Here is a 23,021-nt window from a genome sequence, read left to right on the forward strand (position 1 = left end):
TCAAGAACCTGATGGCTCTGAATAGGATTCAGAAATGTGGCCTTGAGGAGAAAAGATTGTTAAGCGTGGCAAACGCAAGGCAGGGATGGTACCGAATGGCTACTATTCGGGATATTAATTTCCTGCTCAATCCAACGATACTTGGCAAAAAGACAAAGAGCCGACCGGGATTGGTCGACCCTTTGGCGTATTATCTGAATTAACGCTTGATTCTATGTTGATGTAGCGCCGTATACGAGACCCGTACGTACGGTGCAACGGGAGGGTTGAGGGCTAACGCCCTCGCTCTACCCTATTAGTTTTCTTTGACTCATAACAGGGTAGATGACTGGCTTTCTTCCAAATATAACATCTTTACCGAGCTTTCCAGAAATTATCCTATAAACCTCAGTATCGCAAGCCAGTTTATATGGAGTAGAATAGTAGATTCCTACTAAGCCATATGTAAATAAACTTCCAATATACCAACCTATGAACGATAAGTCATAGGTGAACGTTTTTTCTTTGTTGCCATTCATCATTTTTTCGGAAAGCCTTAACACTTCTTTTGTGTCCATATCTGGATTTTCGGAAATAATATATGGTACCATCCTATACTTATAAGCTTTAACGATTCCAGGTATGATGAATAAAAGCGACCAGCAAAGAATCTGAATATTTCGTATGAACATAGTCTTTACAATATTAACGTAGTTGCTCTTAAATCCATCTAGAAGGTGTAGTCCGTAGCAGTCACCCGCTGCGCTTTGTAGAAAGAATGATCTGATGCTGATGTTTAGCGGATTAATAAAGAATATTTTTAATGCTATCAACAAAAGTATTGTTAGTATCATGGCTATAAACGGAAGTGAGTTAAGGCTCGTATAGAATGGGTCCTCTGCAAATGAATAGTTGATGAGACCATTTTTTCGAAGTCAGTTGTAACCATCTCATAGCGGTGTGCTAATAACACTAAACCGCCGCCAATGAACATTCTATATATTATTCCAACTAGCACTTTGTCCCAGTAATTTGAATTGTGTCTAAGCTTTACTTTATACTTGATTTCTAATGAATCTATATACATAACACACTCCTTAATTTCAATTAACTTCTCTTATTTACGATTCAGTATAGAATAAAACTAATTTATTACTATGTCAAACATGTTTTTATAAATTATTAATTAACTTTAATAATTAACCCTCAAACCCCTTGAAATACAAGGATATTTGCAAGAGAACGGATTGAACTTACTACCAATTTACTACTTTTGAGGAAAAAGCCTTGATATGCTGTAAAAACTCTTGCGAATAAAGGTATTTTACCACAGATGCCGTAAGGTATGTTGTGGGAATCAAAATTAGATAGGGAATCGTAAAAGCGGTGATCTTTCGCTTCTGTTAAAGGAAGTATAAGAACATCGCTTTTTTTATACCCATGTTACGAAGTAGAAGCAAATTAGAGCTTGAAATACAAGGCTTTCAGAGGGCGGTTTTGACAAAGTAAGGAGAATATACCTTTTCTTTCAAAATCGCCCTTTAACTGCGTAACAAAATAAAACGAAAGGAGCAGAGATCATGGCAGTTTTCAGAGTAGAGAAAAACAAGGGCTATACCGTCATGAGCAATCATCACCTGCGAAATAAGGAACTGACCTTAAAGGCAAAAGGCTTGCTTTCTCAAATGCTTTCACTTCCGGAAAACTGGGACTAAACTCTTGCGGGACTATCCCATATCAACAAGGAAAGCATCGATGTCATTCGCACCGCTGTATTGGAGCTTGAAAAAGCGGGATATATCGAAAGGTCGCAAGGCAGAGATGAGAAAGGAAAAATGACATCCATTACCTACACCATTTATGAGCAGCCGCAAAGTCCGGTATTGGACTATCCGTTATTGGAAAATCCAACATCGGATAAGTCGATATTGGAAAAACCGAAAGCGGATAATCCGACATCGGAAAATCCAACGCAATTAAATAAAGATATACAAAATACGGATCTATCGAAAAAAGAAGAAAGAAATAAAGATGGATTAAATACCGATTCCATTCCTATCCTTTCCCCTGACCCCTCTCCTTTGGAGAAGTCCTTACCGGAACAGAACGGAAAGGAAAAGAAAGACGAATACAAAATCTATGAAGAAATTATCAAGGACAATATGGAGTATGAACACCTCATAAGTACGAAATGCCTTGACTACATAAAAATCAATCATATTTCAGTGTAATCCCGTATAAACCACTCATAAAAGCCATAATTTTCAAGGATGTTTCCATTGTTGCATGTTTAGCTTTAGTTTTTTTGTTATTGCCATATAATATAACAAATACTATAATGTCTGCAAGGAGATTAGACTATGGAATTTTGTACTATTATCAAGCGAATAAGAAAGGAATTAGGATTAAGCCAAGAGCAGTTAGCTCGTGAGCTTGGTATCAGTTTTTCGACAGTAAATCGCTGGGAAAATGGGAAATCGCACCCTAGCCAAATGGCTAAAGAACTTTTTTACAGCTTTTGCAAAGATAAAAACATAGATATTAATTTTTATATGAAAGGAGAGGTATGAATGATAAGTCTTATACGCAATGATGTAAATGATATTGCTATTGAAGATGAATGGAATTTTAGCGAAGATGCTGAGTTACTCATGCACACAATTCATGCTTATCCTGCAAAATTCCCAGCATTTATTGCTACAAAAGCATTTGACTATGCTGAGCAAGAAGGTGTCAATGTTAAAACGGTTGCAGATGTTTTCTGCGGATGTGGGACAGTAGCATTAGAAGCAAAACTTCATAGCAAAGCGTTTTGGGGGTGCGACATCAACCCAGTTGCAACATTAATTGCTAAAACTAAAAGTATAGAATATAACATTGATATTGTAACTGGCTATTATGAAAGAATAAAGGCGACTTATGAGGCTACGGAAGTCAATAAAACAATATATGAGGAAGCTAATGAACGCCTAAAATACTGGTTTACAGAAAACAGTTTTATTGATTTGATGAGATTAAAACAGTCAATTGAATTAGTTGTCCCAGAAGGTGAATATCAGGATGCCTTTCTTTGTCTCTTTTCATCTATTCTCAAGGCATCGTCAAAGTGGCTAACAAAATCAATAAAACCACAAGTTGATCCCAACAAGAGAGAAGTTGTTGTTTGGAATGTGTTCAAGCAACACTTTGATAAATTCTCAAAGGCAATAATTCAGATTAATTCACGTATATTTAAGTCAGCGAATATTAAGATAGAAAATGAAAATTTTTTAGACTTCGAAGATTTTCCCAAGGTAGACTTGATCATTTCTAGTCCACCATATGTAACATCATATGAATATGCTGACTTGCACCAACTTTCTACTTTGTGGCTACAATATACTTCTGATTATCGCGAACTTAGAAGAGGTTCAATCGGAAGTATGTATAATAGCGAGGGATTTAAGATTGACTTAAACTCATTGAACGCTGTTGGTCAACAAATTGTACAAGATCTATTGGCAGATAGTAAGGCTACAGCAAAAGTACGCTCAGTTGCTCGATATTACATAGATATTCAACGAGCTATTTATAACTGCAAAAATATGTTAAACAATGGGGGAATGGTATTTTTTGTGGTGGGAGACACTGAATACAAAGGCGTGAAAATAAAAAATTCAGAGCATCTTGTTCAATGCCTTAGAAATGAAGGATTCACAGATATAAAAGCAGCGAAACGAAGAATATCAAACAAACTACTTACTCCGTATCGTGATGAATGTGGTCGATTTTCTTCTGACAAAACCCAACGAACAATCTATCACGAGGAATTCATTATTAGTGGAAGGAAGTGGCATCAATGAATGAGACATTAACAATTAGACCATACGCTCGACTTATCACCATGCTTGGAGACCAATTGATAAAAAATGAATTGATTGCACTAGTAGAATTAATCAAGAATTCATATGATGCTGATGCTTCATGGGTGAAAGTAAGCTTTATTGACTTTGCCTCGGACTACTCCTTGACTGCCACTTCTAAAATTATTATAGAAGATGACGGATGTGGCATGAATGCAGATATACTTAAGAAACATTGGCTCAATCCCGCTACACCCGACAAATTAAGACGAAAGGCAGTAAATGCAAAAACCGAAAAAGGTCGTATTCTGCAAGGAGAAAAGGGAATCGGCAGATTTGCAATCTTTAAGTTAGGAAAAACCATTAAAATAACAACTAGAAGGCAAAGACAGGATGACGAGGGGCATTTTATTGATGAAGGTGACGAAGTCGAAAATACCCTTGTATATGATTTTTCAAAATACGACGACAATTTTTTGAAAGAGAATGGCCAGGACAAGGACCTTTTTCTTGAAAACCTACAAGTGGAATTTTCACAATCCCCTCCTACAACCATTGTTTCCAAAGATATTATCTTAGGGACAACTAAGCGTAAGCGGAAACCATATGGAACAATTATTGAAATAAGCAATCTTAAAACAAAATGGACGGATCTACGTGTTGCTCGCGTTCAGAGTGAAGTTGGTAAACTACAACCAATTTTCTCTCAAGACACTGAGGGCGACTTTGGGGTGTGGATATACAAAGACAATCGACTTCACGAATCTCAAGATAGATATAAAGAGCAACTTCACAATTGCCTTGAAAATAAGTCTGTTTTCAAGGTTACAGACGGACGCTATTCTTCTGAGAGCAATATCATTAGTTTTAATATCAATGGTAAAAATGTCAATCTTAGTTTTAAAGATTCGGATATAAGTGGTCTAAAGCAATTTAAAAAATTCAATACACCGGAATATAAAACGGAATGCGGTAGTTTTCGTTTTGAATTCTACATTTTCGATTTTAATGTAGATTCCGAAAATCCATCCAAGTATTTTTTGGATAGCGACGATAAAAAAATAATACGTGAGCATAGAATCTATCTATATCGCGACGGTTTGAGAGTTATGCCGTATGGTGATCCAGAAGATGATTGGTTGCGTATTGATATTGCAAGAGGAACAATTAGAGCTGATGAATTTTTAAGTAATGACCAAGTTGTTGGATGTGTTTACATATCCCAAGAAGAAAACCCAAAATTAATAGATAAAACAAACCGCGAAGGTCTAATTGAAGACGGTCGAGCCCTTGATGATTTTATTACTGTATTGCAGCTGATTTTGAAGTATTTGCGAAAAAAACCGTTTGCTCAATACTTGATTGATAAACAACGTAAAAAAGAAATCGACAGAATAAAGCGTGGGCGGCCATCTGAACTAATTGAAACAGCAAAAAAACAATACGCTGATGACCAAAAGACGTTGACATTTTTGAAGTCTTTTGAACGTAGTTATAAAAAAGAGAAGAAAGTACTTGAGGATCGAATTAATAAAACTGAGAATCTTGCGGCCGTTGGCCTGTCAATCGAAACTGCATCCCACGATGTAATGCTCTTTATTCGTAAGACGCTAGAAAATCAAGATTCGTTGATCCGTGATCTCATGGCAGGGGGAGAAATAGATCGACAGGAATTGCTTACGCGACTGACGATTATCCGTGGGAACTTATCTATGGTAGAAACACAGATGAAAGATGTTCAACTACTTTTCCCTTCAACCAAATCGAGAACAAAGAACATCAATGTTAAAGAAATAATCGACAAAGTATATGGTCTGTACAAGCGAGCTTTTAATGACAATAAGATTTTTGTTGATTTTGATGTTACTGAGCGACCGTTAATTGTGAAAACAACAGATGCTGTTTTGCTTCAAGTATTTATTAATTTATTTGATAATTCATTATATTGGCTGAAAACAGTAGACAGTGAGCGTCGTATAAGAATTTCGATTGATGGAAACAAGCAACGACTTATTTTCTCCGATAACGGACCGGGAATAAAAGATGATGATGTAAACTATGTTTTTGAAGCCTTTTATTCTGGAAAAGGAGAAGAAGGTAGAGGGCTTGGTCTTTATATTGCAAAACAGTTACTGGATAGATATGATTACTCAATTGACTTGGCAGAATTTTCTAAAGATAAAGTATTATGTGGAGCCAATTTTATACTAGAATTTATAAAAGAGGGATAAAAGACATGGATGTAGAAAAACTTTTTCAAGGTATTGCTGTTATTTTCGATGACGAAATTAATGATCCAACGTCGACCATATATACAATAAAGAAAAACATCCAGAGTAAAAATATTCCTGTCGCAGTGTATAACGAAATGCCACGACAGGAAATAATACCATCGTTATCAAATGCTGCATTTGTGATACTTGATTGGGATTATACAAATAGTAAATTGGATGTTGAGAGCAGTGAGCGGGTATCAATTCCGATTGAACTTAAAGCAAATCAGGAACAGGATTTAATTCAGTTTATTAGTAAACTTTTATGCGAGATTTTTATTCCGGTGTTTATTTTCACATCAAAATCTGTAGATAGCATTAAAACAACATTACGTGATGCCAAGTTATGGAACGACGACAAGGAAAACAGAATTTTTATTAAGCAAAAAAATGATATTAATACGGAAGCCCAACTTTTTGAGGAAATAGAAAATTGGATTAAAGCAATGCCATCAGTTTATGTTCTTAAGGAGTGGGAAAAGAACATATCAAAAAGCAAAGACGCAATGTTTATAGAGCTATACGGGTATTCTCCTAATTGGGTGAAAATTATTTGGGACATGCTTAAGGAAGATAGCATAGAAAATCATCGTGAATTTGGAGAATTTGTAACAAGAAATCTCAACAACCGAATTGGAACATACGAATTTGATGAAAATATTATAGGGGCAGAAAGAGGTATTTCTCCAGAAGAATTGAGACGTGTTGTAGAAGGTGAGCGTTATCTCTTTTATGATACACAGCCTGAACAAGCATACACAGGAGATTTGTTTGAAGATGATAATGAGTACTACTTAAATATACGTGCTCAGTGCGATCTCTCTCGTAGGGATGTAGACAGTGGTGAGTATAACCCTAAACTATACTGCATTAAAGGGAAAAAATTGCGTAGTAAAGATATTGTGACAGACGATATTAGAATGACAACAGAAGAGACCTTAATCTTTGATAAATGCAAGAGCTTTTCTTTAGATGAAATGTGCGAAATATGTAAAGATAATGATGAACTTAAAAAATTTAATAAAAACTTCACAAAGTATCGGAACGGCATTTTTTTCAGGAAGGGTACTTTTCTAGAAAGGAATGACAAGGTAATATTAGGGTGTGTTGCAGGCAAACAAGCGTTGCAGTTCAATTTGGACATTAGTATAAAAGAATTTAATGACGTGAAGGATAAACGTATTGGTAGAATTCTCCCACCATATATAACACGGATCCAACAGAAATGTGCCCAGAATATGGTTCGTGAGGGCGTTATGCCTGTGCCAGAAGGACTATTTATGAGTTTTTAAGATTAAAGGCTCTATAAACTTTGGCTCTATAAACTTTTTAGGGGTTTTGTAAAAATCACCTTTAACGAAGTTTGGGGTGTTTTATGAAAAAAGAAAGACGATAATCATTTTTACACATTGAATTGATTATCGTCTTTTTAATTGGAATCAAAGAGTGGCTTTTGCTCAGTTACTGATTAGAATTTGATGGATGAGTGCTTGTTAAGGGTATATAGACATCTAAGTCTGAAACGATAGAAGTTCTTGTACCCATTAGCGTTATGCTTGATTAGTTTGATTCTTGAATTCATAGATTCTATCGGTCCGTTTGATATTCTCCTGCCTCTGTAGGTCAAGAAGCTGTTAACAATCTCATGCTTCCAATTCTTTAACATTTTAGAAATTGGAATATATTCCGGTATCCCATAAACGTGGAGATCTTCGATGTATTTATCAATGTATCTGCCTGCGTTGTGATATGTTGCAATGAAGTTGATTTCGTCATAATCGCATTTCAACGCATAGGTGTAAGTTCTAAAATAATAATGTACTAAAATTATCAAATAAAAATGCTCAGTTTTTATAATGCAAGTAACAAACTCCGGAGGTGCTACTTGTGTTAATAAATATCAAAACGCCAGTTAGCTTAAAGATAGAAAAGCTGACAGACTTACCAAAGCTGAGGACTTTTATGGAAGAAAACAATTTAAAACTTAATAAATCTGAAATTGCCAGACAAATTAATGTAGATCGTAGGACAGTTAACAAATATCTTGATTGCTTTGAAAAGACCAAGCATAGAGATAAACCATCCAAGCTGAATTCGTATTATGAATTAATATCTTCATTACTCAATTCGGACACCCAGGTATTTCATTATCGGAGCGTACTTTACCGTTATCTTGTGGACAATTATGAGTTTAATGTAGCAGCGCCAACATTTTATCATTACATAAAATCAGTACCTGAATTTGATTCATATTTTATCAAGACAAGGACTTCAAATAATTCAAGCAACCCGGTAATACGTTACGAAACAAGGTATGGCGAGCAGGCTCAACTTGATTGGAAGGAATCAGTCCCTTTCATTTTAGGAGATACCGGGGAGCTAATAACAATTAATGTTCTTGTATTAATTCTTGGTAATTCAAGATTTAGGCTGTATAAACCTACAACTCATATGACACAGGATGTACTAATGCATCTACTTACAGAGATGTTTGAATCGCTAGGGGGAGTACCCAAAACCATACTTACAGACAATATGAAGACAGTTATGGATGTTGCCCGAACTCAATATCACAAAGGCAAACTAAATGTTAAGATTGAAGCATTTTCAAAAGACTATGGGTTTCAGATTGTACCATGCAAGGCAGCTACGCCGAAGACAAAAGGTAAAGTTGAATCTCAAATGAAGCTCCTTGATGAAATACGTGCGTATAGTGGCAAATTGGATTTTTAGGTCTTTGTGAATTGAATAACCGAATCAATCAAAGGGCAAACAATTCAATGTGCAAAGGAACAGGTAAAATTCCTGTATTGGAATTTGAAAAAGAAAAAAAGTCCTTACTGCCGCTACCACCCGGATCAGTAAGGAATCAATACAGAATTAAAACCATAAGTGTCAAAGTGAATTCTGCAGCAATGATTACTGTTAAATCTAACCAGTATTCTGTGCCGAAAGAACACATTGGTAAAATAGTCAATTACCAAGTTTACGATTCTAATATCTATGTGTACTGTAACACAAAACTGATTGCAATGCATGCATTAAGTAATAGAAAACTCAACTATTCACTCAATCATTATGTTGATGCTCTATCCTGCAAGTACATAGGTAAAAACTCCGACGAGGTAAGAGAGCTGGCGAAACAAAATCTTGAAATAATTGGAGGAATATATGAGTAACACAAGTTCATACACGAGAATCATGGATAATTTAAAATTTCTAAAAAGCAAGGAATCTCTTAATGTGATAGATTCGACTTTAGATTATGTCAACACAAATAATCTATCATTTATCGACGGATTCCTGTATTTCACAGAGGCTCAGGTTGAATAGAAAAAACTAACCTTGTAAAGCACTCTGTAAATATGGCCGGTTTTCCAAGAGTTAAAACACTGGCTGAATTTGAATTCGAATACCAACCATCGATTAACCGTTAGCAGATATATGACTTAAATTCTTTGCGCTTCATAGAAAAGAAAGAGAACATATTCTTCTACGGAAATAGCGGGGTCGGTAAAACGCATCTTGCCACGGCAATTGGCATGACCGCAGCACAGAACTGTAATTCTACATACTTTATAAAATGTTCCGATTTAATGGATACTTTAAGAAAAGCGCAGCTTGAGGGTCGTCTTACAGAAAGACTTAAGAAATTTAGCGGATATAAGTTGCTAATAATTGATGAACTTGGATATTTACCTATTTCAAAAGAAGACTCCAAACTGTTTTTCCAGTTGATTGATAAAAGATATGAAAGAAATAGCACGATTATTACGACGAATATTAACTTCTCACAATGGGATGAAATATTCGGAGATCCAATGATTGCCGGTGCTATTGTAGACAGACTGTTACATCACGCAACAGTCCTGACAATCAAGGGCAAATCTTACAAACTACAGGCTCTTTACAACGATGATGAGTCTTAATTTAATAAAAACTGTACATATTTTTAATAAAAACTGTACATTTTTATATTGACATTTACATCTTGTCTATTAGCACTCTCGGAGTGACATACCGACTATCCACACAATAGTAGTATTTATGAAGATTGATGCTTTCATAAAGATTAATTCTAGACGAATCCTTGGTAAGGAGCCAGTTGAATCGCTTAAGAAGCTGATATTCTTCGGAAGTACGTTCAAAGCTCTTCATTACCCTGACCCTCACATTAGTGAAGGCTTTGTTTATCTGCTGGATTACATGAAAACTATCGATGCAAATTTTTGCTTCTGGGAAGTAGATCTTTGCGACATCCTTGTAGAGCTGGCACATCTCCATGCAGATATACTTGACTTTGCAGCGTTCTTTACGATCTATCATGGACAAGTAATCTGATATGTCTACTTTCTTTCTAGAGGGGAGTAGGTCATATACCTGAGAGGTTTGCATATCCACAAGGACACAAGCATATATCTTCTGCCTGTATTTGATGGTATAGATCTCATCAATGCATAGACACTCAGGCATTGCAATCGGAGTGACACCGGCATACTTATCTAATATCCTGCAGACAGATGAAACGGAGAGGTTGACATCATTTGCAACCTGAGAAAAGGTCATCCTAGGATTGCGAAGCATCTTCATGACTCTGAGGATGATATAAGAAGAGACACGCCTGTTGGGAAATGCGAAAGGGTTTGTTTCAGGAAAGGTCTTATTACAGTTTACACATCTGTATCTGCGCTGATTAAAAACGATGGTCGTATAGATGACGTTGAGTACAGCGTGAGTAAGAGTTCGTTTCCTGTAGTCGTGCACACGCTTAGTGCGACAGCCGCATTCAGGGCATTGTTGAAATCTGACTTTGAGAGTTATGATGGTGTAGATAGTAAAATCTGTGCTTATTACCTCAATATCCTCAAGGTCAGATGGTTCTAAATTGAACAACTTTATGATAGTATCTTTCATATGAAACTCCTGTTCCGAATTATTTGTCACAAATAAAAGATTAGCACGGAACATGAAATAGACGCATTACCTTTAATAGGCAATGCGTCTATTTTTACTGTATGATTCCAGACCCCAATTATTGCAAAAGCGTAATATGACCCTTTAACAGGACACCACCGATAATGGCAAAGGCAGGGTCAAACCACAAAAAAAGTTAAAGCCCCAAGTTGTGTCACAACTTTAAGAATTACTCGCCTGGCTTGAAGTCGATAGTATCTTCTTCTGCCACAACACCGTCAGCTGGCTTGTTATCTGTTGGAGACGTAGGTGCTTCGTTAGAAGCTGGAGATGCTGGAACATCGTTTGGTTCCTGCTGCGGCTGTGTATCAGAAGTCATGTGATAAAATGGCTCGTTCTGGCTTGGTGAACTTGTAAAGGTTGATGGACCTGTGCCAGTTCCGTCAACTCCAAAGCGGTAGTCATCACCATTCTTTCCGGCCAATAGTCTATAAAGCTCTGCGTCACACGCAAGCTTGTATGGTTGAACCCAGAAGATTGAAAGTATTCCACAAGTGAATACACTTACAATGTACCAACCGATAAATGATAGGTCGTAGATAAACGCTTCCCACTTGTTGCCGCGCATTAGCTGTTCGGAACGCATTAGAGCTTCATTAGTATCGATATCAGGGTTCTCCGCGAGTATATATGGAACGAGTCTGTATGAGTAGGCTTTTATGATTCCTGGAATAACTAGTAGAAGGGTCCATAGACCTATCCATAAATTCATAAAGAACATGGTCTTAACAACATTTAGATAGTTGTGTTTGAATCCATCGCCTAAGTGGAAACCTTCGGTTTCACCAGATGAGTTGCGAAGGAAGAATGTCTGAATTCCAACATTAATTGGATTAACAACAAATATTGCAAATGCAAATCCAATTACAATTGCTATCAATATTACACCTATTGCAAGTCCGATAATCCACTGTACAGTTGGGTCGTCAGCCAGTGAATAATTAGCGCTATATGAAAAGCTGTTATTTGACGATGTAGCGGTAGTATTAAAACGGCGTGAAATAGCTACAGCACCGCCATTAAGTAGTGTATAGACGAATGCTACTAGTACCGCGTGCCAGTAATTAGCACGGAATCTAAATCCGCCTCGCTGTTTTAGTTCTGCTCTGTTGATATACATATTAGTCTCCTTATACCTCAATAATTTTAATTATTTAATATAGAATAAAACTTAGTGACGTTAATGTCAAATAACTGTGTGAAGTTTAAGAAATAATTAAAAAACGAGCTGCGGAAGTGTCCCGGTTTTCGAAACAATGCCGTAGCTCGTGTACAAACATGTAGAATTTATATGTTTATGTATTTTTTATTTGCCGATATATCTGCTCTCGATATAGTAGCGCTTCTCGTTAGCTTCTCCCATTGAGAATGTCTTTCTTGGAAGAGCGCCATCAGCAGCAACAGCAGGGAAGAGCATGAACTTATCCATTGCTGGAAGTGCAAATCCAGCATTACCAGCTTCAGCCGATAGAGACTCTAGAGCCTTTGTTCCGTGGATATAGTCGATATCTACAGACTTTCTTTCCTTAACCATTACGTCAAGTGCGTTCTGGAGCACACCTACCTCTAGCTGGGCAGAAGGTCCTTCAACAATGATAGTTCCTTTCTGCTCACCAGCTAGGCAAGGGATTGCGAATCCACCTTCTGGAGCAGCGGTTCCCTCTGGAGCTATAAAAGCTTTTTCGTTCTGCTCAGCAAGCAGCTCAACAGCTTCCTTAACTAGCTCCTCGCCGGACTGACCATTCTTAGCGAAGATTACACGGTGAATTGGCTCGAATACGATACCTTCGTCGTGGATGTTCTCGATTTCACAGAGAGCGTATCTGGCTGGGTGAGTAGCAGCTTCTTCTGGTGAAAGAGTCTTCTTGATGTTCTCCCAGTTAGTCTTAGCGGTTGCAAGTGAGTGGTTGCCGTCTCCCATAGCCTGGAAGATTACATTGCCAGCACCATACTTTTCTTCAGCCTTGTCGAATAGTACGGATAGTGCTTCCTGTGCGCCGGCGAGATCCTTTTCTTCAATGAAGCAGCCTGCGATGTGACCGCCCTCGAGCATTAGGTCTGTATCGTAAACTGGTGTCATAGGAGCGTTTACTAGAGGCTCAATCACACTCTTCTCTGGGTCATCAATAAGAATCAGGATATGAGGTAGCTCGATAGGAGCGCCTTCTCTGATTCGTAGTCTTGGTGGGATTCTCTCAACAACAGTTCCCTCTGTAGCTCTTGTAAGAGATGTGGATCCTTTGTTGAAATCGTATGCTTCAAGGTCTGTAGCGATTACAAGTCCGAGACGAGTACGTCCCTCAGCAGTTCTCTTAACGAGCATGCATCCTGGAGCAAGAGTTTCAAGAGTTCCGTCAGCCATGTACTTGTCCATAGTCTCGCGGATAGCCTTGATTCTTTCAGCTTCGCCTTCCTTGTCTAGAAAAATCTCTGGTAGCATAAGACGGAGTGTAGATGGCGCATCGCCAACGACCTCTTCTACCTGCTCCCAATACTCAGGCTCTGAAGTGTACTGGTCGCACGCTACTACAGCCCACTTGCTGTAATCAGTTCCAGCTTTAGGTACCATTATTTCAGGGATGTGGAAACCAAACTTGTCCCAATTGTACTTTGCCATTGCTTTAATACCTCCTATGGTCATTCAAATCAAATGTTCATAATAGTTCTATTATTTCTTATCAGCGGATAAAATGCAATAATTCAATTTTATTTATGTTCAAAAATAAAATTTTCGTTCAAATTCAGTAAAAGTAACACAGCTTATTAGATAGAATTTAGTATTCGTATTTGGTATAATTAATTAGGGTTTTAGAGATTATTAATATAGGGGAAATTTCAATCTATTAACTACTAAAGTAACGCAGCGCATCACTATGAGCGGGAGATTGTTTCTGGTTTCCGTTTGTAAGGGATGGCTTTTTAATTGGGATTCGATATATGAATGAATTTAACATATTAGATAAGGACAGTTTGCAGCTTAAGACGAAATATGTCATAGCGACTACCATGCTTGTAGTCGGAATTCTAATGCTAGTGACTATTAGGACGAAGATATCATGTGTATTTATCGCTGCTAGCATATTGCTCTTTTACGCAGCAACGGCTAAGAGGCGTGACCGCGATAAGGAGCTAGGCAAAATAAGTGACATGAAAGCCTTCGAGGCAGAGCTAGAGAGGGCTGTTAAGTACTTTGACATGGGACTGATGCTTACGGATAGCTACGCCGTTGTCGTCAGACCTTCATTAAGAGTATATGCATTTGACGACATGGCTAAGTTTGAAGTCGGCATTGCAGAGGATAAAGAGAAAGCTCTGTTTCTAACTGATGGAAATGGCGGAAGATATAGGATTGCGAGGACTGTAACTGGTGATGGCAATCAGTCAGACTTCGATGAAGCTTATAGAATAGTAAAAAGTAAATTCACTAAATGATGAAATGGAGATAGGTATGAAAATCGGATTTATTGGTCTCGGAATTATGGGACGCCCTATGGCAAAGCATCTTGTAAATGCAGGGCACGATGTGATGGTTGCTGATCTCAATCAGGAACTTGTCGGCGAGCTCGTCGGTATGGGTGCGGGTACTGGTAGCTATAGCGAAATCGGTTCAGCATGCGATATCGTGATGATGATTCTGCCAAATGCAGGTATCGTTCAGTCGGTAATCTTCGGCGAAGGTGGAATTGCCAGCTCGATGAAGAAGGGTGGTATTATAATTGATCACAGTTCGGTTACGCCAGTTGAATCGAACGAGTGCTACTACGAGCTTAAGGAGAAGTGCATCAGCTTCCTCGATGCACCGGTTTCTGGCGGAGAGCCGGGAGCGATTGCTGGTTCTCTAGCTATAATGGTTGGTGGAGATCAGGAAGCATTCAATGTAGCGGAGAAATACATGGATGCATACGCATCTTCGATTATTTTAACTGGGCCAAGTGGCAGCGGAAGTGTAACTAAGCTAGCCAACCAGATAATAGTAAATAACAACATTGCAATTGTATCGGAAGCACTCGTGTTTGCATCTAAGGCAGGTGCAGACCCTGAGAAAGTGTACAAGGCTATTCGCTCTGGACTTGCAGGTAGTGCAGTTCTCGATGCGAAGGCTCCGATGATGATAGATAGAAACTTCGTACCTGGAGGAACTATCAAGGTTAACCACAAGGATATAACTAATGTAGTTAAGACAGCCCACTCTATTGATGCTCCGATTCCGTATAGTGCACAGTTATATGAAATAATGCAGACTCTTAAGGTGCACGGACATCTTGGTGATGATCATGCGGGAATCGTTCAGTATTTTGAAGCTCTTGCAGATTATAAGGTAGAGAAGAAGGAGAACTAAGATGTCAATCAGCGTTGATGTTCTGGAGAGATATATACCAATTGATGTAAGTCTAGTCGATGAGCTGCTGGCTCAGGAGATTAAAAATAATAACAAGAAGATAGTAGTTCTGGATGACGATCCGACAGGAGTGCAGACTGTTCACGATATCTCTGTCTTTACTGGATGGGATGCAGATAGCTTGAGAGAAGCTTTTACAGAGGAAAACAACCTATTTTACATACTTACTAATTCCAGAGGATTCACTGAAGAACAGACGAGAGCAGCCCACCTTGAGATTGCTGAAGCAGTGGACAAGGCGGCTAAGAAATCTAGACGAGAGTATATATTCATAAGCCGTAGCGACAGCACGCTTCGTGGACACTATCCTCTTGAGACCAAGCTTCTTAAGGAATGCTATGAACATAATACAGGTGTGCATCTGGATGGAGAGATTTTATGTCCGTTCTTCAAAGAAGGCGGCAGATTCACGATAGACGATGTACACTACGTGAAGTACGGTGATGAACTCGTGCCGGCACATGAAACTGAATTTGCTAAGGATAAAACATTTGGGTACAAAGCGGCGAACCTTCCAGATTATGTGGAGGAGAAAACTGCAGGTGAATATAAGGCGGCAGATGTGATTAGCATCTCACTTGAAGATATCCACAATATGGATTTCGACAAGATTGAGTCGCAGTTGTTGTCGGCAGAGGGCTTCAACAAGATAATCGTAAATGCCATTGATTATGCCGATATAAAGGTGTTTGCCGTTGCTCTATTTAGGGCTATGAATGCTGGTAAGATGTTCATGTTCAGAACTGCGGCAGCTATTGTAAAGGTTATGGGCGGTGTGACAGATATTCCGCTTCTAACTCGTGAAGATATGGTAGTAAATGAGTCCGAAAACGGTGGAATAATCGTAGTAGGATCTCATACCGCTAAGACTACAGCTCAGCTAGAGAGCCTAAAAGAGCTCTCGAATATAGAATTTATCGAGTTAGATGCAAATCTAGTCAGCGATGAATCCGCATTTGCCGAGGAAGTTGACAGATGCCTAGTACTTGAAGAGGAGTGCATTAAGGCTGGCAAAACAGTTTGCTGCTACACTTCAAGATCGTTAGTTGTTGCTGATACTGGTGATAAGGAAGATGAGCTCAGACTTTCGGTTAGAATTTCCGATGCGGTACAGTCGCTAGTTGGAAGACTGACGGTTACACCGAGCTTCGTAATTGCGAAAGGCGGTATAACCTCTAGCGATGTAGGTGTAAAGGCTTTGGAAGTTAAGAGAGCTACGGTTCTAGGACAGATTAAGCCTGGAATCCCGGTATGGCAGACGGGAAGCGAGAGTAAATTCCCGCAGACACCATATGTAATCTTCCCGGGCAATATCGGAGAGGCGACTACTCTCAGAGAAGCCGTGGAAGAACTCATGAACAAAAGATAAGGAGACAAATATGTCAGAATGCATAGTAATTGCCGATGACCTTACAGGCGGTAACGCGACCGGAGTACTGCTCAAAAAGATGAAATATAAAGCGCATACCGTGCTTAATTTGTCGGCGATTCAGCCATCTCAGCTAGCTGAATGTGACTGTGTAATCTATCCGACTAACAGCAGAGGCTTAACGTCAGAAGTTGCATATGAGAAGGTGTATGAAGCATGCGAAGCTCTTGCTGCTGATGATACAACTCTTTATTCTCATAGAATAGACAGTACCCTGAGGGGAAATCTTGGTAGCGAAACTGATGCTATGCTTGATTTTCTTGGAGAAGAATACATTGCGATTTGTGCACCATGTTTTCCTGCTACTGGCCGCATAGTGTGCGGTGGATACATGCTCGTAGATGGCGTGCCGCTACACAAGACCAATATAGCAATTGATCCGAAGACACCGGTAAAGATATCTGAAGTCGCTGAACTATTCCGTCAGCAGAGCAAGTATGACGTAGTTTCGGTGAGACTAAAGGAGCTGATGCATGGCGAGCATTACTTAGCAGATGTAATCAATTCTCATGTGAAGGATGGAAACAGGATTATATGTTTTGACTGTATCAGTCAGGAAGATCTCGACTTAATTGCGGATGCTTGTATCACCAGCAATAAGAAAATTGTTGCAGTTGATCCAGGCGTTTTCACGACGACACTTGCCAGAAAGCTAATCGTACCTAAGGATCAGCAGGTGGATAGCAGAATTTTAGCTGTGGTAGGAAGTGTAAATCCTAATGCTAAGGTGCAGTTGGAAAACCTATGGCTTGCTCAGCGTACTCATAGAGTAATGGTTGAAACTAAGAGACTTCTCGATAGCGAAGCTGCTCGCAAGCATGAAATAGAAAGAGTTATCAAGGAAGTACTCGTTGGATGCAACAAGAGACAGGTAACGACTGTTGTAGGAGATGGAATCTATCCGGAAAATCGTATAGACTTCAAGCCTTACATGGATAAACTACACTGTTCGATGGACGAGGTTACTTGCATAATAAACGATTCTTTTGCAGAAATCTCTTATGAGGTGTTTAAGAAGGAACCTTCATTTAGAGCTATGTACACGAGTGGCGGAGACGTTACAGTTGCTGTATGCGAGAGATTCAATACCGCAGGACTCAGGCTGCGTGATGAAGTGCTACCTCTTGCAGCTTACGGCAAATTCCTCGGCGGAGAATTCGATGGAGTGCATCTGATTACGAAGGGCGGCAGTCAGGGTGGACCTGATGCGATTAACTTCTGTATAACGTATCTGAAGGAAAAGCTATACATATAAGACTATATATCTGAGAAAGGAAATATATAAATGGAAAAACCAATTATTGCGGTCACCATGGGTGATCCGGCAGGAATCGGTCCAGAAATTGTTGCTAAGTCTATCGCTGATAAGGCGACATTCGACATTGCTAGATGCATCATAGTCGGAGATAAGAAGGTTATGGAGAAAGCGATTGAGGTCGTTAACGTTGATCTAAAGGTTAATGTTGTAGATAATCCTGCCGATGGAGATTATTCTTACGGCGTACTCAATATGATTGATCTAGATAACATTGATATGAGCAAGTTTGAATACGGCAAGGTAAACGCTATGTGTGGACAGGCTGCATTTGACTATATCAAGAAGAGTATCGAAATCACTATGGATAAGCATGCTGATGCAGTTGCGACGACACCTATCAACAAGGAATCGTTACACGCTGCAGAAGTTGACTTTATCGGACATACTGAAATCTTCGGAGCACTTACTGGCACAGAAGATCCGCTGACAATGTTCGAGACCAATGGCCTCAGAGTGTTCTTCCTCACTAGACATAAATCGTTAAGAGATATGCTAGATGATATCAAGAAGGACAGAATCATCGATTACGTAGATAGATGTACTGAGGCTCTCAGAAAGCTCGGAGTTGAAGAGGGTACGATGGCAGTTGCAGGACTTAACCCACATTCAGGAGAGCACGGACTCTTCGGATGGGAGGAGGTAAATGAGATTGAGCCAGCTGTTATTGAACTTAAGGCGAAGGGATTCAATGTTGCTGGTCCAGTACCAGCGGATTCAGTGTTCCACCAGGCTGCTCAGGGAAGATTCAACAGCGTTCTTTCTCTCTATCACGATCAGGGGCATATCGCTACAAAGACACTTGATTTCGATAGAACTATATCTATCACTAACGGAATGCCAATACTGCGCACATCGGTAGATCATGGCACGGCATTCGATATCGCTGGCAAGGGCATCGCTGGTGCTGTCAGCATGGAAGAGGCTATTAGATTGGCTGCAAAATACGCGCCATTCTTTAAGCAGTAATATATTATTTTCTTAAGGAGGACTACTATGATTAATGGCCTTGACGGGCAGAGAATGCTGATTGCGCTCCTAATCGGTATTGCAATTCTTATTCTCCTCGTGCTCAAAACTAAAGTACAGGCTTTCTTGGCACTTATTGTTACGACTGTTATCGTCGGAATTATCGGAGGCATGCCTCTGGCTACTGAGATGATTAAAATCGATGGTGTCGAGAAGCCGTTTGGAATTGTAAATTCCATCACTACTGGATTCGGAGGCACTCTTGGTAACATCGGAATTATCATCGGTTTCGGAGTTATGATGGGAGAGATTTTTGAGGTTTCTGGGGCAGCAAAGCGTATGGCTTACTCGTTTCTAAGACTGTTTGGAAAGGGAAGAGAAGAGGAAGCTCTAGCTCTAACTGGATTCTTCGTATCCATTCCAATTTTCTGCGACTCAGGATTCATCGTACTTGCACCTATTGCAAAGGCTCTATCAGAGTCAACTAAGAAGTCGGTAATCGGACTTGGAGTTGCTCTGGCATCAGGTCTTGTAATCACTCACTCCCTCGTGCCGCCTACACCAGGTCCACTCGGAGTAGCAGGTATCTTCGGTATCGATGTTGGTAAGTTCATTCTTCTAACTCTAGTGCTTGCAATTCCTATGACAATTTCTTGTATCGCTTATTCCCCGTAAGGTTCTGTCAAAGAAGTTCTACAGACTGGTTAAGGAAGATGGTGTAATTGTAAAGGCTGATTATCAGGAACCAGATTACGAAGCAGCATTCAACATGGACATGTCGGGTATTCCTGGAGCATTTGAGTCATTCGCTCCACTGCTACTTCCTATCATCCTTATCCTGATCAACACTGTTGCTACAGCTATGGGTAAGACAGATGGCATCATGAAGGTTCTTATCTTCCTAGGACAGCCAATCGTTGCGGTTGGACTTGGATTAATCGTTGCTATCTTTACACTAGGAAGACCTTTCAGCAGAGAGGAACTTCTAGCTGCTATGGAGAGAGGCATGGCAAGTGCTGGTATCATCATGCTCGTAACTGGAGGTGGTGCTCTCGGTCAGATCATCAAGGATTCAGGACTCGGTACTTACATGGCTGATGGACTTGCAAAGGCTGCAGTTCCAATGATCATCCTACCGCTCGTTATCTCGACAGCAATGCGTTTCATCCAGGGATCTGGTACTGTTGCGATGACAACAGCTGCAAGTATTTCTGCACCTATACTAATCGCTGCAGGTGTTAACCCAATGCTCGGTGCAATTGCATGCTGCGTAGGATCATTATTCTTCGGATACTTCAACGACAGCTACTTCTGGGTAGTTAACAGAACTCTCGGAGTTTCAGAGGCTAAAGAACAGCTTCAGGTTTGGTCAGTTACATCTACAATTGCATGGGCAGTGGGTGTTATTGAAGTAATCGCACTAAGCTTCTTTATGTAATTCATTGCATATAAGATAGCAAGGTTATACAATAAAATAAGCTAAACTACAGGCACCGTATTTCGGTGCCTGTGTTATTTGGCAAATATGTATAAGAACATAGACTCGAATAGATAGAAGGGGTATAAGATATGAGTTTAGTGACTATGGAAACACTTGTTCAGAAGGCTTGGACAGAAGGAAGCTGTATTCCGGCATTTAATGTTGGCAGTCTTGAGATGATTAGAGGTGCTATTTGGGCAGCAGAAGAACTTAATAAGCCTATAATAATTCAAATTGCTGAGAGACTCCTCAAACATTCACCGCTCGAGTACATCGGACCAGCTATGGTGAATGCTGCTAAGGAAGCGAATGTTGATATAGCAGTAAATATGGATCACAGCAGTAGCCTAGATGTAATAGAGAAGGCACTAGAGCTAGGCTTTACATCGGTAATGTATGACGGTTCTACAGATCCTTATGAAGATAATATAAGTGGCACTCGCAAGGTTTACGAACTCGCAAGCAGGTATGGTGCATCTGTCGAAGGAAAACTCGGGCTCGTAGGAGGCAGTGAGGATGGGCTTAGTGACCACGGCATCAAGTGTACTAATCCGGAGCTCTCTCATGATTTCTGTGAGAGAACTGGTGTATCGGCTCTTGCAGTTGCCATTGGTAATGCTCATGGCGATTATCCGGCAGCTCCAGAACTGGCATTTGATATACTGGAAGAAATCAATGAAAATGCAGGTAAGCCACTAGTTCTTCATGGTGGCTCTGGTCTTACTGATGATGATTTTAGAAAAGCTATATCGCTAGGTATTGCCAAAATCAATATCGGAACTGTGAGCTTCAAGAATGTTACTAAGTTTGCTGGTGACTATCTTGCAAGTGAAGGAAAGCAAGACTATTTCGGATTGAACGGTGCGATGACACAGGGGATGTACGAGAACGCATTGAGACATATTAAGGTGTTTACAGGAGTTGAATAAGATGCAGATTGATAAGGAAAAGCAGCAGGAATTATTTGCAAAATATAACACGCCTGAACATGTGCAGCGTCACTGTAACGAGGTGGCAAGAGTGTCAGTGCTGATTGCTGAAAGTCTTATCGCGAAGGGGTTTCAAATAAACGTTAAGGAGCTACGAGGAGCAGCATTAGTTCATGATGTGTTAAGAACTGAGAAGGATCACGATAAACTTGGGGCAGAAGTGTTAATGGATATGAAGCTCCCGCATGAGGCTGACCTAGTGAGGCGCCATATGATTTATCATCCTTTTAATTGTGCAGAAAAGTTTCAGGAGATAGATATACTCTGCCTTGCGGACCGTCTGGTTAAGGAAGATTGCTATGTGGGACTTGATGAGAGGATGCAATACTTGATAGATAAGCCAGGAAAGACGCAAGAGAGAACAGCGCGAATTCTGAAAGCGAAGGCTCATACGCAAGAGATAATTTATGAGCTTGAAGAAGTACTTGGAGTTACGCTAGATGAGCTATGCAGGAAAGTGTGAATAAGCGAAAGCAGGAACTTATGGCTCCTGCTTTTAAAGTTATCAGTATTATTTACATTAAGACTGTGCTCTATCCGATTATTCCACCACCAACGACATAGTCACCGTTATACACAACTACTGACTGACCTTTAGTAATAGCGCGCTGCGGTTCATCAAAGACGATTTTAACCTCTGTTTCGCTAATAGGTGTGATGATAGCTGGCGATTCTTTATGTTTATAGCGGATTCGCGCCTTGGCTCTGAACGGAACATTTGGGCATGCTATCGACACCCAATTGAAATTGTGTGCTATCAGTTCGGTAGTAAATAAGTCTTCGTTTGATCCGAGTACTACCTCATTGTTCTCGACGTCGATATATTGCACATACATAGGATGCTTTAAGGCGAGGCCGAGACCTTTACGCTGTCCAACCGTATAGTGGATGATTCCTTTATGAATTCCAATGATATTGCCATCCATATCAACGAAATTACCGGAAGCAAATTTTTTACCAGTATACCTCTCGATAAATGCAGCGTAGTCGCCGTCCGGAATGAAACATATATCCTGGGACTCCTTGCGATTCGCGTTGATAAAGCCGTGCTCCTCAGCGATTTTTCTAGTCTCTGACTTGTGCAAAGAGCCTAGAGGAAACATCGTGTGTGATAGTTGCTCTTGACTCAAAGAGTAGAGCACATAGCTCTGATCTTTCGTTAAATCAGCCGCTTTCTTGAGCTTATATCTACCGTCGTCACCATGCTCGATTATTGCATAATGTCCCGTAGCAATGTAATCCTGATCGAGCTCCTGACCAGCCCTGAAAAGCTCATCGAACTTAAGCGTTCTATTACAGTCTACACATGGGTTAGGAGTGATGCCGTTTTCATAAGTATTGATGAATTTGTTTATAACCTTTTCCTCGAACT

21 protein-coding genes and 3 pseudogenes are annotated in these 23,021 nt (G+C 39.7%); 18 read left to right on the top strand and 6 right to left on the bottom strand.

Going from position 1 to position 23,021, the window contains the following annotated elements; translation table 11 throughout:
- Window positions 1-203 (top strand): annotated as a pseudogene (locus AXF17_RS04095) (group II intron reverse transcriptase/maturase); the annotation flags it as partial.
- Window positions 204-287: 84 nt separating this feature from the next.
- Here AXF17_RS04095 and AXF17_RS04100 read toward each other — a convergent pair.
- The gene (locus tag AXF17_RS04100) at window positions 288-833 is read right to left on the bottom strand and encodes a DUF975 family protein (RefSeq protein ID WP_094233930.1); all 546 of its coding nucleotides are present in this window, start codon (window positions 831-833) and stop codon (window positions 288-290) included.
- Window positions 834-1,559: 726 nt separating this feature from the next.
- On the opposite strand from AXF17_RS04100, the pseudogene AXF17_RS04115 reads away from it, so the two are divergent.
- From AXF17_RS04115 to AXF17_RS04135, 5 genes and pseudogenes are all read left to right on the top strand, one after another.
- Window positions 1,560-2,201 (top strand): annotated as a pseudogene (locus tag AXF17_RS04115) (DUF6017 domain-containing protein); the annotation flags it as partial.
- 138 nt (window positions 2,202-2,339) lie between these two features.
- On the top strand, window positions 2,340-2,549 hold the full coding sequence (locus tag AXF17_RS04120; protein ID WP_094233932.1) for a helix-turn-helix domain-containing protein: 210 nt from the start codon (window positions 2,340-2,342) through the stop codon (window positions 2,547-2,549).
- Window positions 2,550-3,821: a class I SAM-dependent methyltransferase gene (locus tag AXF17_RS04125; RefSeq protein WP_094233933.1), complete on the top strand. Its 1,272-nt coding sequence runs from the start codon at window positions 2,550-2,552 to the stop codon at window positions 3,819-3,821.
- Window positions 3,818-6,052 (top strand): ATP-binding protein, encoded by a 2,235-nt coding sequence (locus tag AXF17_RS04130; protein WP_094233934.1) that lies wholly within the window; start codon window positions 3,818-3,820, stop codon window positions 6,050-6,052. Before AXF17_RS04125 ends, AXF17_RS04130 begins: the two co-directional genes overlap by 4 nt.
- A 5-nt stretch (window positions 6,053-6,057) precedes the next feature.
- Entirely contained in the window at window positions 6,058-7,386 is a 1,329-nt protein-coding gene (locus AXF17_RS04135; RefSeq protein ID WP_094233935.1) for a hypothetical protein, read from the top strand.
- A 176-nt stretch (window positions 7,387-7,562) separates the two neighbouring features.
- Here the strand turns inward: AXF17_RS04135 and AXF17_RS04140 are convergent, their stop codons facing one another.
- Window positions 7,563-7,928: a transposase gene (locus tag AXF17_RS04140; protein WP_207651583.1), complete on the bottom strand. Its 366-nt coding sequence runs from the start codon at window positions 7,926-7,928 to the stop codon at window positions 7,563-7,565.
- 53 nt (window positions 7,929-7,981) lie between these two features.
- Here AXF17_RS04140 and istA point away from each other — a divergent pair.
- The 3 genes and pseudogenes from istA to istB all read left to right on the top strand — a co-directional run bounded on the left by istA (window position 7,982) and on the right by istB (window position 10,023).
- A pseudogene (gene istA, locus AXF17_RS04145) lies at window positions 7,982-9,273 on the top strand (IS21 family transposase).
- Window positions 9,266-9,427, top strand: coding sequence for a hypothetical protein (locus tag AXF17_RS09475; protein ID WP_237049082.1), 162 nt, complete (start codon window positions 9,266-9,268; stop codon window positions 9,425-9,427). The pseudogene istA and the gene AXF17_RS09475 overlap by 8 nt, the downstream one beginning before the upstream one ends.
- 107 nt (window positions 9,428-9,534) lie before the next feature.
- Window positions 9,535-10,023 carry an IS21-like element helper ATPase IstB gene (gene istB / locus AXF17_RS04150; protein WP_456299090.1) on the top strand — a complete coding sequence of 163 codons (489 nt, stop codon included), beginning with the start codon at window positions 9,535-9,537 and terminating at the stop codon, window positions 10,021-10,023.
- Window positions 10,024-10,078: 55 nt separating this feature from the next.
- Here the strand turns inward: istB and AXF17_RS04155 are convergent, their stop codons facing one another.
- The 3 genes from AXF17_RS04155 to AXF17_RS04165 all read right to left on the bottom strand — a co-directional run bounded on the left by AXF17_RS04155 (window position 10,079) and on the right by AXF17_RS04165 (window position 13,685).
- Window positions 10,079-11,008 (bottom strand): ISL3 family transposase, encoded by a 930-nt coding sequence (locus tag AXF17_RS04155; RefSeq protein WP_157682565.1) that lies wholly within the window; start codon window positions 11,006-11,008, stop codon window positions 10,079-10,081.
- A 229-nt stretch (window positions 11,009-11,237) separates the two neighbouring features.
- On the bottom strand, window positions 11,238-12,188 hold the full coding sequence (locus tag AXF17_RS04160) for a DUF975 family protein (RefSeq protein WP_094233938.1): 951 nt from the start codon (window positions 12,186-12,188) through the stop codon (window positions 11,238-11,240).
- Window positions 12,189-12,374: 186 nt separating this feature from the next.
- Window positions 12,375-13,685, bottom strand: a complete 1,311-nt coding sequence (locus AXF17_RS04165) for a DUF1015 domain-containing protein (protein ID WP_094233939.1) — start codon at window positions 13,683-13,685, stop codon at window positions 12,375-12,377.
- A 320-nt stretch (window positions 13,686-14,005) separates the two neighbouring features.
- On the opposite strand from AXF17_RS04165, the gene AXF17_RS04170 reads away from it, so the two are divergent.
- From AXF17_RS04170 to AXF17_RS04205, 9 genes are all read left to right on the top strand, one after another.
- Window positions 14,006-14,500: a hypothetical protein gene (locus AXF17_RS04170; protein ID WP_094233940.1), complete on the top strand. Its 495-nt coding sequence runs from the start codon at window positions 14,006-14,008 to the stop codon at window positions 14,498-14,500.
- Between the two features lie 16 nt (window positions 14,501-14,516).
- Window positions 14,517-15,407, top strand: coding sequence for an NAD(P)-binding domain-containing protein (locus AXF17_RS04175; RefSeq protein WP_094233941.1), 891 nt, complete (start codon window positions 14,517-14,519; stop codon window positions 15,405-15,407).
- Between the two features lies 1 nt (window position 15,408).
- Window positions 15,409-16,836: a four-carbon acid sugar kinase family protein gene (locus tag AXF17_RS04180; RefSeq protein WP_094233942.1), complete on the top strand. Its 1,428-nt coding sequence runs from the start codon at window positions 15,409-15,411 to the stop codon at window positions 16,834-16,836.
- A 10-nt stretch (window positions 16,837-16,846) separates the two neighbouring features.
- The gene (locus tag AXF17_RS04185) at window positions 16,847-18,151 is read left to right on the top strand and encodes a four-carbon acid sugar kinase family protein (protein ID WP_094233943.1); all 1,305 of its coding nucleotides are present in this window, start codon (window positions 16,847-16,849) and stop codon (window positions 18,149-18,151) included.
- A 30-nt stretch (window positions 18,152-18,181) separates the two neighbouring features.
- On the top strand, window positions 18,182-19,180 hold the full coding sequence (gene pdxA / locus AXF17_RS04190) for a 4-hydroxythreonine-4-phosphate dehydrogenase PdxA (protein WP_094233944.1): 999 nt from the start codon (window positions 18,182-18,184) through the stop codon (window positions 19,178-19,180).
- Between the two features lie 27 nt (window positions 19,181-19,207).
- A complete protein-coding gene (locus tag AXF17_RS09735) occupies window positions 19,208-19,855 on the top strand; it encodes a GntP family permease (protein WP_330398545.1) in 648 nt (215 codons plus the stop codon).
- Window positions 19,856-19,949: 94 nt separating this feature from the next.
- Window positions 19,950-20,618, top strand: coding sequence for a GntP family permease (locus tag AXF17_RS09740; RefSeq protein ID WP_334293359.1), 669 nt, complete (start codon window positions 19,950-19,952; stop codon window positions 20,616-20,618).
- A 131-nt stretch (window positions 20,619-20,749) separates the two neighbouring features.
- The gene (locus AXF17_RS04200) at window positions 20,750-21,589 is read left to right on the top strand and encodes a class II fructose-bisphosphate aldolase (protein WP_094233945.1); all 840 of its coding nucleotides are present in this window, start codon (window positions 20,750-20,752) and stop codon (window positions 21,587-21,589) included.
- A 1-nt stretch (window position 21,590) separates the two neighbouring features.
- Window positions 21,591-22,112 (top strand): HD domain-containing protein, encoded by a 522-nt coding sequence (locus AXF17_RS04205; RefSeq protein WP_094233946.1) that lies wholly within the window; start codon window positions 21,591-21,593, stop codon window positions 22,110-22,112.
- Window positions 22,113-22,182: 70 nt separating this feature from the next.
- Here AXF17_RS04205 and mnmA read toward each other — a convergent pair.
- On the bottom strand, window positions 22,183-23,021 hold an 839-nt coding region (gene mnmA, locus AXF17_RS04210; RefSeq protein ID WP_237049083.1), incomplete at its 5' end, for a tRNA 2-thiouridine(34) synthase MnmA.

The sequence above is a fragment of the Mogibacterium pumilum genome (assembly GCF_002243385.1).
GTDB lineage: Bacteria > Bacillota > Clostridia > Peptostreptococcales > Anaerovoracaceae > Mogibacterium > Mogibacterium pumilum.

Coding starts and splice junctions, on each gene's coding strand:
- AXF17_RS04120 (WP_094233932.1), top strand. CDS start 2,340: ATGGAATTTTGTACTATTATCAAGCGAATAAGAAAGGAATTAGGATTA.
- AXF17_RS04135 (WP_094233935.1), top strand. CDS start 6,058: ATGGATGTAGAAAAACTTTTTCAAGGTATTGCTGTTATTTTCGATGAC.
- AXF17_RS04205 (WP_094233946.1), top strand. CDS start 21,591: ATGCAGATTGATAAGGAAAAGCAGCAGGAATTATTTGCAAAATATAAC.
- AXF17_RS04130 (WP_094233934.1), top strand. CDS start 3,818: ATGAATGAGACATTAACAATTAGACCATACGCTCGACTTATCACCATG.
- AXF17_RS04170 (WP_094233940.1), top strand. CDS start 14,006: ATGAATGAATTTAACATATTAGATAAGGACAGTTTGCAGCTTAAGACG.
- AXF17_RS04200 (WP_094233945.1), top strand. CDS start 20,750: ATGAGTTTAGTGACTATGGAAACACTTGTTCAGAAGGCTTGGACAGAA.
- AXF17_RS04175 (WP_094233941.1), top strand. CDS start 14,517: ATGAAAATCGGATTTATTGGTCTCGGAATTATGGGACGCCCTATGGCA.
- AXF17_RS04100 (WP_094233930.1), bottom strand. CDS start 833: ATGATACTAACAATACTTTTGTTGATAGCATTAAAAATATTCTTTATT.
- AXF17_RS09475 (WP_237049082.1), top strand. CDS start 9,266: ATGAGTAACACAAGTTCATACACGAGAATCATGGATAATTTAAAATTT.
- AXF17_RS09740 (WP_334293359.1), top strand. CDS start 19,950: ATGGACATGTCGGGTATTCCTGGAGCATTTGAGTCATTCGCTCCACTG.
- AXF17_RS04160 (WP_094233938.1), bottom strand. CDS start 12,188: ATGTATATCAACAGAGCAGAACTAAAACAGCGAGGCGGATTTAGATTC.
- pdxA (WP_094233944.1), top strand. CDS start 18,182: ATGGAAAAACCAATTATTGCGGTCACCATGGGTGATCCGGCAGGAATC.
- AXF17_RS04180 (WP_094233942.1), top strand. CDS start 15,409: ATGTCAATCAGCGTTGATGTTCTGGAGAGATATATACCAATTGATGTA.
- AXF17_RS04155 (WP_157682565.1), bottom strand. CDS start 11,008: ATGAAAGATACTATCATAAAGTTGTTCAATTTAGAACCATCTGACCTT.
- AXF17_RS04165 (WP_094233939.1), bottom strand. CDS start 13,685: ATGGCAAAGTACAATTGGGACAAGTTTGGTTTCCACATCCCTGAAATA.
- AXF17_RS09735 (WP_330398545.1), top strand. CDS start 19,208: ATGATTAATGGCCTTGACGGGCAGAGAATGCTGATTGCGCTCCTAATC.
- AXF17_RS04185 (WP_094233943.1), top strand. CDS start 16,847: ATGTCAGAATGCATAGTAATTGCCGATGACCTTACAGGCGGTAACGCG.
- AXF17_RS04125 (WP_094233933.1), top strand. CDS start 2,550: ATGATAAGTCTTATACGCAATGATGTAAATGATATTGCTATTGAAGAT.